Source organism: Actinomyces sp. HMSC075C01 (assembly GCF_001812965.1).
In the GTDB taxonomy this organism is placed as follows: domain Bacteria; phylum Actinomycetota; class Actinomycetes; order Actinomycetales; family Actinomycetaceae; genus Actinomyces; species Actinomyces acetigenes.
This window is the reverse complement of the sequence record NZ_KV810963.1, coordinates 1-11,994: the sequence shown is the minus strand read 5'-3', so window position 1 is coordinate 11,994 and position 11,994 is coordinate 1. Positions and strand designations below refer to the sequence as shown.

Sequence of the window (11,994 nt, the reverse complement as noted above, 5' to 3'; positions counted from 1 at the left end):
GTGCCGTAGGAGAAGCCCAGGTAGTTGAGCTTCTCCTGGCCGGCCAGCGCCCGCAGAATGTCGAGGTCTCGGGCCGCGGAGACGGTATCGACGTGGTCGAGCAGGGCGGCGGGCTCAGTGTTGGAGGCGCACTGCTCGGTCAGCTCCTGGAAGGACTGCCGAGTCGACTCCGCCCACTCCTCGTAGGAATCGCCACCCGAAGCGGCCTCGGCAGAGGACTCCGCGGAGGGCTCAGTGCCTGCCTGCGGCGTACCCGAGGCCGACGACGAGGCCGTGGCCCCAGCCGAGGCGGAGGGCTCGGCGGTGCCGCCGGATGCGTCGTCGTCGCTGGAGCAGGTGATGGCCGTGGAGGATCCGACTCCGCGCGGGTCGAAACCGATGATGTCGTAGGCCTCGAGCAGATCGGGGCTGAAGGCGTTGCTCGCCCGCTCGGCGAAGGAGACCCCGGAGTCGCCGGGGCCACCGGGGTTGATGAACAGGGCGCCCTGGGCGTGGCCGCCGGTGGCGGCGCGCTTCTTCACGGCGATCGAGATGGTCTCGCCCTTGGGGTTGGCGTAGTCCAGGGGGACGGTGATGACGGCGCAGCTGAAGGTGGCCGTGTCGGTCTCCTCCTCGGAGGAGCCGGCCGTCCCGGTCGCGCCATCGGAGCTCGGGGCGGCGGTGGCCTGCGCCGAGGCCATGGCGGCCGTCGTGGAGGCACTCGCCTGGACGGTCTTCTCCGAGGCCTTCTCCACGCCGTCGGTGGCGGCGCAGGGGTACCAGTTGACGGCCTGGCGGTAGAAGGACTCCAGGCCGGAGGGAATCGGGCCCGGGACGGTGGCCGAGCCGCCCGCTGCAGCGGACAGTCCCGTCCCGCAGGCGCTCAGGCACCCTCCGACGAGGACCGCCAGGGCACTGATGCCCGTGCGACGACGGCGCGGCGGGCCGCCCGTCTTCGAGGACTCCGCGGACGCCTGCGCCGCGATGGCGCGCCCTGAATCGACCGGACGCCGCCTTAATGTTCTTGTCATGCGCGGCATCCTACGAATACCACCTGTGTCCCCCGTATGCCCCGTGTGTTCGTAGGATATGCCGCCGGTTCGTACCCTGAACCCCCGAACGCGCGGCACAAGGTACGAACGCGCGAGGGCGGGCCCTGGTCCGCCCCTGCAAGCCTCAGTCGCCGACGGCGCGCAGATGCCCCAGCGCCTCGAAGTGGGCGGTCGGGGTGCCCACGAGGAGAGAGCCGGCGCGGCGCACGTCGAAGGGCGCCCCGTCCATCCGGGTGAGGACCGCGCCGGTCTCAGCGCACAACAGCGCACCGGCCGCAACGTCCCAGGGCTGGAGTCGCGGCTGAGCGTAGACGACCGCGCCGCCCGCAGCCACCTCCGCCATCTCCAGGGCGGCCGCCCCGTAGCAGCGCATGCCCCGCGAGGCCTCAATGGCCCTCCCGATGCCCGCGTCCTGCGTGAGCTGGAAGTGGGCGATGAGCATGCCCTCGCTCAGGGGCAGGTCCTCCACCCGCCCCAGCGCCCGCGGCGCCGCGTCGTCGGCGCCCGCCGACCCCACCAGAAGCGGCTGCACCCATGCGCCCCGCCCGCGGATGGCTGTGTAGAGCCGGTCGGCCACGGGGTCGGCGAGGACCGCCACCGTGGGCACGCCGTCGTCGACCAGGGCCAGGGAGATGGCCCAGTCGCGGTGGGTGGCCACGTAGTTGAGGGTCCCGTCGATGGGGTCGAGCACCCAGGCCCGCCCGCGGTAGGTCTCGAAGTCCTCGACGCGGTGCGCCTCCTCGCCGTGGACGGGGACACCAGTGGCCTCCAGGTGGCCGACAATGCGCTCCTCGACGCCGCGGTCGACTTGGGTGACCAGGTCGTTGCGGTGCGCCTTGGCCTCGATGCGCAGCTCCTCACCCGGGTTCAGGGCGAAGGCGGCCGCCTGGCGGACCGCAGCCACCCCGTGGGCGAGCAGGTCCTCCGGGCAGGCCGACGCCGTCGGTCCCTGTGAGGGCTTCGGTGTCACCGACCCACCACCGGCGCTCATGGCTGGGGCTCCTGGTGCCTGGCGAGCCGGCTGCTGTGGACGAGCCAGGCCACGCCCAGCGTCACCAGCCACAGAGGGGCGGCGAAGAAGACCGCGATGCGGGTGTCGTGGGCCAGGGTGAGGGTCCAGATGACGAAGGCGAAGAAGGCCAGGCTCAGCCAGGCCGTCACGCGCCCACCGGGCAGTCGGAAGGCGCTGGCTTCGTGCAGCTCGGGCCGCAGGCTGCGGAAGCGCAGGTAGCTCACGACGATGATGCACCACACGAGGATGAACAGGACGATGGCCACCGACGTCACCTTCGTGAAGGCCGCGATGATGGACTGGGAGGTGTAGAGCAGCGGGATCGAGGTGAGCAGGAAGGCGCAGGTGAACACCAGGGAAGCACCCGGCACTGAGCGGGCGGTCAGCCTGCGGAAGACGTGGGGGGCGTTGCCCGCCCAGGACAGGCCGAAGAGCATCCGGGAGGTGGAGTAGACCCCGGAGTTGGTGGATGACGCCGCGGCCGTGAGCACCACGAAGTTGACGAGGCCGGCGGCCACGCCGAGTCCCGCCAGCGAGAACATGGCCACGAAGGGACTGTCCTCGGGGTTGATCTCCCGCCACGGCGTGACGGCCATGATGGCCGCGAGCGCCCCCAGGTAGAACAGGACGATGCGCATCGGGATCGCGTTGATGGCCCGCGGGAGAGTGACCTCCGGATCCTTGGCCTCGGCGGCCGCGGTCCCCACGAGCTCGGTGCCCACGAAGGCGAAGATGGCGATCTGGAAGGCCCCGAAGAACCCGCTCGCGCCCTTGGGGAAGACCCCGCCGCTCCAGATGTTGGAGATCTGGGCGTGGGCGCCGTTGGGCGCCGTGAAGCCCATCACGACCATGACGACGCCGACGGCAACGAGCGCCATAATGGCCACGATCTTGATGATGGAGAACCAGAACTCGATCTCCCCGAAAGCCTTGACGGTGGCGAGGTTGAGGAAGAACAGCAGGACCACGGTGACCACCGGCATGATCCACCGCGGCAGGTCCGGCCACCAGAAGTCCATGTATCCGGTGATGACGATGACCTCGACCACGGCCGTCACCAGCCAGCACACGTAATAGGTCCAGCCCACGAAGAAGCCCGCCCACGGTCCGATGAGGTCGTGAGCGACGTCGGCGAAGGACTTGTAGGACAGGTTGGACAGCAGCACCTCGCCCAGGGCCCGCATGACCAGGAAGAGGAAGAAGCCGATGATCGTGTAGACGAGGAACACGCCGGGACCGGCCAGGGCGATCGTCTTCCCCGACCCCATGAACAGCCCGGTTCCGATCGCCCCGCCGATGGCGATGAGCTGGACGTGGCGGTTGGTGAGGTGGCGCTGGAGCTGGGGCTCCGCGTCGTGGTCCACCATCTGGTCGAGGTCAGGCCGCTGAGGCGGCGAGGACTCGGCCGCCGAGGCGGAATCGGCGGGCGTCGGCGTGAGGGGCATCTCGTCTCCTGATCGTGGGTGACGCCACGAGCCTAGCGCTACCAGGTTCATCCCCGATTCACACGGGTAGGCTCAGCGCCGTGAACCTCAAGGAGCAGATCCGCCACTCGATTCCGGCTGCGATCGTCGTCATCATCGGCGCCTGGGTGATGATCTACTACTCGATCGTCCAGTGGGAGGCGATGAAGCCGGTGCCCAGCTGGGACCTGGCGATCTTCTCCGAGCTGGCCAAGGCCTACGCCCACTTCCAGGCCCCGATCGTGCCGGTCAAGGCCGACGGGTACAACCTCCTGGGTGACCACTTCCACCCGATTCTCATTCTGCTGGGGCCGATCTGGCGGCTTTTCCCCACGCCCCTGAGCCTGCTCATCACTCAGGACCTGCTGCTGGCGTTCTCGGCCTGGCCGCTGACCCGCCTGGCCAGCCGGCTGACGAATCGGTGGGTGGCCGGTGGGCTGGGGCTCGTCTACGTCCTGTCCTGGGGGATGCAGGGGGCGGTGGCGGCGCAGTTCCATGAGATCGCCTTCGCGATGCCGATGCTGGCCTACGCCTCGGTGGCCTTCGTGGAGCGGCGCTGGGGGGCGGTGACGGCCTGGTCGGTGCCCCTGGTCCTGGTCAAGGAGGACATGGGGCTGACGGTGCTCATGATCGGGGTGGCCGTCATCCTGACCTCGGCGGTCCCGGCCTGGTACCGCACGTGCACGGTCATTGGGCCCGGTGGTCGCAGGACCGACGGTCCCGACGCGGCCGGTGGGGACGCCGCTGAGGACGACGACGCCCGCAACCGGCGTCGGGGGCTGCGCCTGGGCGTGGGCATGGTCGTCGGCGGGATCGCGGCCTTCCTCTTCGCCACCCTGGTGTTCCTGCCGGCTTTCAACGTCAACGGGGTGTGGGACTACGGGCTGGGCTCGCAGGACCAGCCCACCTCACCTGACGCCCTGACCCAGAAGGCCACGGTGGTCGTCATGCTGATCCTCACCAGCGGGATCATCGGGGTGACCTCGCCGTGGCTGCTCGTGGTGCTGCCGACGCTGGCGTGGCGGTTCCTGGGGTCGGTGGAGTTCTACTGGGTGTGGGACAACTGGCACTACAACGCCACCCTCATGCCCATCGCGCTGGGGGCGCTGCTCGACGTCGTCGCCCGGCGCCGGGCGTACGGCTCCTACGTGGCCGACCGCCCCGTCAGGCAGGTGGGGGTCGATGGCCGAGCGGTCGTGGAACCCTTAGCCCGGACCGCCGGGGATGCCAGCGCCGCCGATGAGTCCGACGTCGACGGCCCACGCCGGCGCCCGGCCGCCTTCCCCACCTGGCTCACGGTGCCGATGCGGCACCGCTTCGTGGTCGCCACGAGCATCCTCACCGCCGTAGCCACCGGGGTGCTCACCGCCCCCTATCTCCCGCTGTGGCAGGCCACTAACAAGAACTTCGACCCGCTCGCCGCCGAGGCCAAGCAGACCGACGAGGCGAAGAGAACCGAGACGCATCGGGTGGCCGTCGCCCACGAGGTCATCGCCACCATCCCCGAGGGGGCCACGGTGGTCACCGACCTGTCGCTGCTGGCCTACCTGGTGCCCCGGGCCGAGGTATCCTGGATGGGCACGAGCGGCCCCGACAAGGAGTACATCGTCATGACCCCGGGCAGCGCCAACCAGTGGGGCACCACCGATGCCGCCGCCTGGGGCGAGAAGCACTCCAAGCAGGGGGCCAGCTACTCCCTCATCTTCAACAAGGACAACTACCAGATCGCCAAGCGCAATGGCTGAGGCCGACCCCGGCGCCGATGCCGGAACCCGCGGCGCCTCCGAGGCCGGAGGCGATCCCGCGCCGGGGACCGGAGTCGGGGCTGAGCCGGGGGCCGATACAGCGGCCGAGCCGGCAGCGGGCGCCGCCTCCCTTTCGGCAGCCGACTCCCCGCCGGTGGCCGGGCGGGCCCCGTCGGTGTCCGTCTGCCTGGCCCTGGTCGCCGCGGGCGGTTGCGCGGGCACCCTGGTGCGCGCGGCCCTGGAGCGGGCCTGGCCCGCCTCCCCCGGGCACCTGCCGGTCACGACGCTGGCCCTCAACGTCGTCGGGGCCCTGGCCCTGGGGCTGCTGCTCGGGGCGCTCGGCGAAGGGCGCCCCCGCCTGCGACTGGCCCTGGGCACGGGGATGCTGGGCGGGCTGACGACGCACTCGACCTTCATCCTGGAGAGCCACCGGCTCCTGACCTCCGGCGAGGACGGCGGCCACCCGGTCCTCGGCGCCGCCTACCTGGTGGGGTCGATGGTGGCCGGGCTGGTGGCGGCCGGGCTCGGGCTGTGGCTGGCAGGCCGTCTGCGCCGTCCGGGTCGCACGGGCGGCGTGGGCAGCATGGGCCGAACAGGTCGAGCGGGCAGTGTGGGCAGTGTGGGCGACGCGGGCGACGGCACGGGCCGAGCGGGCGGCAACCCCGTCCCGGAGGCGTCATGAGCGGGGCCGCCACCGAGTTGGGGACCTGGCTCGCCGACTGGCTCCCCCTGGCGATGGCCGGCGGGGTGGGGGCCGCCTGCCGCTGGGGCGTGGACGCCTCCGTCAGCCGCCTCACCGGCCGAGCCGCCCGGGAGGCCGCAGCGGGAGCCCGGCAGCGGCGTCGTTCCGGGGCGCGGGCACTGTTGATGGCGTGGATGCTGCGGATGCCGTGGGGCACGGTCGTCGTCAACGTGACCGCCTGCCTGCTCATGGGCCTGCTCGTGGGCTGGGCGGCAGACCCGCCGCACTCCGGGACCTGGGCCGCCACCGCGCTCACCGTCCTGGGGACTGGCTTCCTGGGCGGGTACTCGACCTTCTCCACGGCCTGCGTCGAGGGGGCGCGTCTGCTGCTGGCCGGGCGGTGGGGGCCGGCCCTCGTGCATGCGACCCTCATGACGGCGGCGACGCTGGGCGCCGTCGGGCTCGGGCTGGCGGCCGGCGCAGCCCTGCGCTAGAGCGCCACCGGGCCGGGATCCCACCTCACTTCGACCAAAACTTCACAAACGACGCGGCTCCGGGTCGATGATGAAGATTCGGTCGAAGTGTGTCGCGCGACGACGCCGCCCCCGGGCCGATGAGCTTCGGTGACCTTCGTGAGCGCGCCGTAAGCGGCTCGTGAGCGCCCCGTGAGATTGGCGGGCCTGCCGAGATCAGCCCGAGACGGCTGTGACGAACTGTGCTCTCATCAGCCTGATCAGGCGTATTGCGGGGCGTACCTCCTCTGACAGACTCGCTGCCATGAGTGTTCAGCCGCCTTCTTCGACGCCGACGCAGACGCAGTCGCGGACCAACCGCGCCACGGTGATCACCCTCGTGGTCATCGCCGTCATCCTGGCCGTCCTCGCCGCGGTGCTGCTGCAGAACGTCGCCTCCCGGCGCCATCAAGCCGCCGCCACCAGCCAGACCTCCTCCTCCGATTCGGCCGCCGCGGTCCCCGAGCCCGATCCGGCCCCGCCGGTCGCCGACCAGCAGACCCTGGAGCTCATCCACTCCGAGATCCACCGCGACCCGGCCGACGCCCAGGCCAAGGGAAAGGTCGACGCACCGGTCGTCATGGTCATCTACTCCGACTTCGCCTGCCCCTTCTGCACCCAGTTCGCCCAGAAGGTCGAGCCCAAGCTGGACAAGCTGGTGGAGGAGGGCACGCTGCGCATCGAGTGGCGCGACCTGGCTCAGATCACGGAGACCTCGCCCCTGGCCGCTCAGGCCGGACGGGCCGCCGCCAATCAGGGAAAGTTCTGGGAGTTCCACGACGTCGTCTACGCCGCCGCCGACCCCAAGGGCCACCCGACCTACACCGAGGACTCCCTGGTCGAGTTCGCCAAGAAGGCCGGGGTAGCGGACCTGAAGAAGTTCCGCACCGACATGACCGCCGCCGAGACCGTCAAGGCCGTCGCCGAGTCCACCAACCACGTCCACTCCATCGGCATTCAGGGGACCCCGTTCATGATCGTGGGCGAGACCTACATCAACGGGTACAAGGACGCCAACTACATGACGGCTGTCGTCAAGAGCCAGGCCGCCAAGGCTAAAGAGGCCAAGGGAGCCCAGGCAGCCACAGGTGCCGCGAGCCCGACGAGCCCCGCAGCACCGGCGCGCTGACCACCACGCAGCGGAGCACCGACGGGGCCCGACGGCGCACGCACGCCCACTCCATCCCGAGGCTCTTCCCCCGACTCGCCCCACGGGCGGGCCGGGGGACGCTATTCTTCCACCACCTGTCCCATCGATCGTCTGACGAGCAACGACGCAAGCAGTAACGTCACCAACGGTCGTCTCACTAAGGAGTGCGAGCATGGCACTGAGCATCGGAGTGGATGTCGGCGGAACGAAGATCGCAGCCGGCATCGTCGACGACGACGGGAAAGTTCTTCAGACGACTCGGCGCGACTCCCCCGCCGCCGACCGCCAGGCGATCATTGACACGATCACGACGGTGGTGCGCCGGCTGCGCGAGGACTTCCCCGACGCGGCCACCGTGGGTATCGGGGCGGCGGGCTTCGTGTCCTCCGACCGCAACACGATGGCGCACGGCACCAACCTGGACTGGACCGGGATGCGGATCGGCGACGTCGTCTCCGAGGGCGTGGGCCTGCCCGTCGTCGTCGAGAACGACGCCAACGCCTTCGGGTGGGCCGAGGCCCGCTTCGGGGCCGCCCGGGGCAAGCGCAACGCCCTCATCGTGGCCATCGGCACCGGCGTGGGCGGGGCCATCATCGTCGACGGCCACCTCCTGCGCGGGGCGGCCGGATTCGGCGGGGAGATCGGGCACATCAACGTCGTCCCCGGCGGACGCCCCTGCGGGTGCGGCCTGCGCGGGTGCCTGGAGCGCTACAGCGCCGGCACGGCCCTGGGCATCAACGCCTGGGAGCTGGCGCAGTTCCGCCCCGACTACGCGGCCCGCATCATCGAGCTCTCCGGCGGCAACCCGGAGCACATCTCCGGCAAGGCCGTCACCGCCGCGGCCCGCGAGGGGGACCCGGCCGCCCTGGAGTGCTACGAGCAGCTCACCCACTGGCTCGGAGTCGGGCTGGCCGACATGTGCGCGCTGCTGGACCCCGAGGTCATCGTCATCGCCGGCGGCCTGGCCGAGGCCGGTGACATCCTGCTCGCCCCCACGCGCAAGGCCTTCGCCGAAAACCTCACGGCCGGCCCCCACCGCCCCGCCATCCCGGTGGTCCTGGCCGAGGGCGGCCAGGAGGCCGGACTCGTCGGCGCCGCGGACCTGGCCCGCCAGCCCTGAGGGTCGCGGGGCGCCGGCCGGGAGAGGTGACCATGCCGACACCGACCCACGAGATATAGCATTTGCTATACTTGTGTCATGTCTGTTGTGGAGACGCGTCAGAACCTGGTCTCTGTCGCTCAGGAGACGGATGAAGCAGTCCGTCAGGCTCGGCATCAGCTGGTTGCGGCCGTGCGCGAGGCTTCCAGAGACGGCCTGTCCCAGAAGGAGATCGCCCAGCTGATCGGCCGAAGCCAGCCCGAGGTCTCCCGACTTCTGCGCTTTCACGGCACCACGCCGCTGGCCAAGCAGCTGCGGACTGCACGCCGAGAGGTCATCGAGACGGTCAAAGCGGCCGGTGGCTCGAATGTTCGCGTTTTCGGCTCCGTGGCCACCGGGCAGGAGCACAAGGGCTCCGACATCGACCTGCTCTTCCGTATGGATCAACCACTCGGGCTCATGGATCTGGCCGGGCTGGAGATCGAGTTGGGGACCATCCTGCATGCCGACGTCGACCTCGTGCCCGACACCAACATCCGCCCAACTATGCGCGAGCGGATCCTCGCCGAGGCGGTCCCGCTATGAGCCCCGCAGGGAACAACTGCAGAAATCATCGCGGAAGCCCTGGAGCATTTCGATATCGCCATCAGTCACTCGCAGCGGGATCTCTCCGACCAGATCGTCATCGACGCAGTCGCGATGAGGCTCTCAGCAGGTGTGGAGGCACTTGGAGCGCTGGACCCCGATACCCGCACACGTCTCCTTGGCGACCAATGGCCGAGAATGCGGGGGATGCGCAACCGTATCGCTCACGGCTACGGCTTCATTGACGACACCATCGTCCGACAGACTGTCCTGGTGAACCTGCCAACGGTTGTGGACGCACTGCGCGCCGGGGCACAGGCCTGAGCTCAGTCCTTGGTGGCCCGGCTTGAGTCCGCGGTCGCGGAGGCGCCGGCACCGTCGCCGTCACCCCCGACGCCGCCTCCGCCGTCGGCGCTCGTGGCCAAGGCGCCGGCCTTCTCAGGCTCCTTCGTCTCAGCGCGCTTCTCGACGACGGCCCGGCCGTAGTCGGGATCGGCCTCGCCGACGCCGTCGCCGTCGAGGTCGAGCTGGTCGAGCACGCCCTGGTCGAGCTCATCGGGGTCGCGCACGGGCGAGTCGCCGGCGGACAGGAAGATCCCCACCCAGCGTGAGCGCGAGTCGGAGTCGATGAGGAGGGCCTTGACGAACAGGGTCAGCGGCACCGCCAGGATCGTCCCCATCGCCCCGATGACGGTGGACCAGAACAGCAGGCACAGGAAGGTCGTCGTCGTGTTGAGCCCCACCGCGTCCCCGGTGAACTTGGGCTGGATGAGGGACTGGATGACGAAGTTGGCCGCCGTGTAGGACAGCACCACCCACAGCGCCGTCCAGGGGCCGGAGTCCACCAGCCCCAGGATCGCCGGCGGCACCACACCCAGGACGAACCCGATATTCGGGATGTAGTTGGTGATGAAGGAGACCACGCCCCAGGTGATGGCCATCGGCACATCCAGGTACCACAGGGTGACCGCGTTGATGACAGCCACGATGAGACCGAAGACCGTCGAGACCATCCAGTAGGAGCGCACCGCCTCGCAGAAGGAGACCAGGGCGGAGGCCATGCCCGGCTTGAGGACGCCGAGGGCCGCGGCGCGGATCTCGATCTTGGCGGTGTCGAACATGAGGAAGACGACCACCATCGACATGACGCCGAGCATCGCGCTGGCCGAGGTCAGCTGCCCCAGGACCGACTGGGCCACCATGACGAGCTGGGAGGTGTCCAGCACGTTGGTGACCTGCTTGAGCACCGTGGACTGGTCGACCCCCATGCTGTTGAGCTGGGTCTCGATCTGCTTCCAGATCGCCTGGAACTTGGGGGCGTACTTCGGCAGGGTGTCGACGAGCTGGGCGACGGCGACGGCCAGGGCCGCGAACAGCAGGACGACGAAGGCGAAGATGAGCACGATCGCCGCCGTCGCCGCGACCACGCGCGGCACCCGGTGGCGCGTCATCCAGGACACCAGCGGCCGGACCGTCACCACGAGGGTCAGGGCGAAGAAGGCCGGGGCGAAGAGGTCCTGGATGAGGTAGAGCCCCACCGCGCCAATGGTCAGTGCCGCCAGGAGGTAGGCGATGGTCTCCCCCTGCGTGCGCTCCCCGGGGACGGGAACGGAGGCCTTCCGAGCTTTTTCCGACACAGCTGCCATGGGCGCATCCTCCCACGGACGGGTGGCGTGCTGCGCCCCGACGGGCCTGTACGCGCCGTGGGAGCTCTCCGCGTTTCGCGCTCGCGGCGACGGCGCTGGGGCGGCAGTCCGGCGGCAGCCGGGTGGCGCTCCGGTGGCCGCGGCCCCGCCTCAGTCCACCGGCAGGACCTCGTCCAGCCAGGTGTCGACGGTGCGGTAGAAGACCTGCGGGTCGCTGCGGCGCACCTGGTGGCCGGCCCCGGGCACGAGGACCGTGCGGATGCGGGGGTTGCGGGCGGCGGTGGCCAGGCCCTCGCGGCCCACGCGGGCGCTGCCGGGCCGGTCGCCGGTGAGCAGCAGGGCGGGGACGTCGAGCGCGGCCATGGCCTCGTCCCAGGGGACCTCGGGGGCGACGACTCCGGTGAGCAGCAGGCCCGGGTCGGTGCGCTGGGAGGCCCACACGCCCGGGAGGGCCTCGGCGTCGGGCATGGTCTTCAGGGCGCGGCCGACGGCGGCCGGCAGGTCGGCGACCTCGGCGGCGCGGGCCCGTTCCCGGGCGGCGCCGCGGGCCAGGAGCTCGTGCGGGCTGCGGGTGCCGAAGCGGGCCGGGTCCTCCAGGACGACACCACAGACCAGGTCGGGGCGGCGGACGGCGGCCACCATGGCGGTGGCCGCACCCATCGAGTGGCCGATGACGACCGGGGCCGGCGGCGTCGGCAGACCCAGGGCGGCCCGGCCGCGCGAGGCGGCCTCCAGGTCCTCCAGGACGGCGATGAGGTCGCCCACGAGGACCTCCCCGGCCCGCTCGAGCTGGGCCGGCGTCCACCGTGGGGACAGGCCGTGCCCGCGGGCGTCGACCGCGACGACCCGGTAGCCGCGGCCCACCCAGTGGTCGATGGCCTCGGCCAGGGAGACCGCGGATCCGGTGATGCCGTGGAGCAGGACCAGGGTGGGGGCGGCGTCGGGCCCCGCGACGATGCGCGCCAGTGAAGTCATGCCCCCATCCTGCCTCGTGACCGCCCCGTAGGCTGAGCCCATGAGCGAGACGAGCCAGCAGAGCACGCCGAGGATGAACGTCGAGTCCTTCAAC

The 11,994-nt window shown here is 70.7% G+C and carries 12 protein-coding genes; 7 read left to right on the top strand and 5 right to left on the bottom strand.

The window, feature by feature from the left end; all coding sequences use genetic code 11:
* From HMPREF2883_RS02575 to HMPREF2883_RS02565, 3 genes are all read right to left on the bottom strand, one after another.
* The coding region (locus HMPREF2883_RS02575) for an alpha/beta fold hydrolase (protein WP_141759010.1) at positions 1-1,019 on the bottom strand (1,019 nt) is incomplete at its 3' end.
* A gap of 136 nt (positions 1,020-1,155) precedes the next feature.
* Positions 1,156-2,022, bottom strand: a complete 867-nt coding sequence (locus HMPREF2883_RS02570) for an inositol monophosphatase family protein (RefSeq protein ID WP_070658847.1) — start codon at positions 2,020-2,022, stop codon at positions 1,156-1,158.
* The gene (locus tag HMPREF2883_RS02565) at positions 2,019-3,488 is read right to left on the bottom strand and encodes an amino acid permease (RefSeq protein ID WP_176747125.1); all 1,470 of its coding nucleotides are present in this window, start codon (positions 3,486-3,488) and stop codon (positions 2,019-2,021) included. The genes HMPREF2883_RS02570 and HMPREF2883_RS02565 overlap by 4 nt, the downstream gene beginning before the upstream one ends.
* An 80-nt stretch (positions 3,489-3,568) precedes the next feature.
* Between HMPREF2883_RS02565 and HMPREF2883_RS02560 the strand changes: the two genes are divergently transcribed.
* The 7 genes from HMPREF2883_RS02560 (at position 3,569) to HMPREF2883_RS13910 (ending at position 9,603) form a co-directional block, all read left to right on the top strand.
* Positions 3,569-5,251 (top strand): DUF2079 domain-containing protein, encoded by a 1,683-nt coding sequence (locus HMPREF2883_RS02560; RefSeq protein WP_070658846.1) that lies wholly within the window; start codon positions 3,569-3,571, stop codon positions 5,249-5,251.
* On the top strand, positions 5,244-5,933 hold the full coding sequence (locus HMPREF2883_RS02555) for a fluoride efflux transporter FluC (RefSeq protein WP_256277296.1): 690 nt from the start codon (positions 5,244-5,246) through the stop codon (positions 5,931-5,933). Before HMPREF2883_RS02560 ends, HMPREF2883_RS02555 begins: the two co-directional genes overlap by 8 nt.
* The gene (locus tag HMPREF2883_RS02550) at positions 5,930-6,427 is read left to right on the top strand and encodes a fluoride efflux transporter FluC (RefSeq protein WP_070658845.1); all 498 of its coding nucleotides are present in this window, start codon (positions 5,930-5,932) and stop codon (positions 6,425-6,427) included. The genes HMPREF2883_RS02555 and HMPREF2883_RS02550 overlap by 4 nt, the downstream gene beginning before the upstream one ends.
* Positions 6,428-6,638: 211 nt before the next feature.
* Positions 6,639-7,574, top strand: coding sequence for a DsbA family protein (locus HMPREF2883_RS02545; RefSeq protein ID WP_070658844.1), 936 nt, complete (start codon positions 6,639-6,641; stop codon positions 7,572-7,574).
* Positions 7,575-7,767: 193 nt separating this feature from the next.
* Positions 7,768-8,715 (top strand): ROK family glucokinase, encoded by a 948-nt coding sequence (locus tag HMPREF2883_RS02540; RefSeq protein ID WP_070658843.1) that lies wholly within the window; start codon positions 7,768-7,770, stop codon positions 8,713-8,715.
* A 78-nt stretch (positions 8,716-8,793) separates the two neighbouring features.
* A complete protein-coding gene (locus tag HMPREF2883_RS02535; RefSeq protein ID WP_070658842.1) occupies positions 8,794-9,279 on the top strand; it encodes a nucleotidyltransferase domain-containing protein in 486 nt (161 codons plus the stop codon).
* Between the two features lie 24 nt (positions 9,280-9,303).
* Positions 9,304-9,603 (top strand): HepT-like ribonuclease domain-containing protein, encoded by a 300-nt coding sequence (locus tag HMPREF2883_RS13910; RefSeq protein ID WP_075370938.1) that lies wholly within the window; start codon positions 9,304-9,306, stop codon positions 9,601-9,603.
* Positions 9,604-9,605: 2 nt separating this feature from the next.
* Here the strand turns inward: HMPREF2883_RS13910 and HMPREF2883_RS02530 are convergent, their stop codons facing one another.
* Positions 9,606-10,925, bottom strand: a complete 1,320-nt coding sequence (locus HMPREF2883_RS02530; protein ID WP_070658841.1) for an AI-2E family transporter — start codon at positions 10,923-10,925, stop codon at positions 9,606-9,608.
* A gap of 150 nt (positions 10,926-11,075) precedes the next feature.
* The gene (locus HMPREF2883_RS02525) at positions 11,076-11,900 is read right to left on the bottom strand and encodes an alpha/beta fold hydrolase (protein ID WP_070658852.1); all 825 of its coding nucleotides are present in this window, start codon (positions 11,898-11,900) and stop codon (positions 11,076-11,078) included.
* Positions 11,901-11,994: the final 94 nt, after the last annotated feature.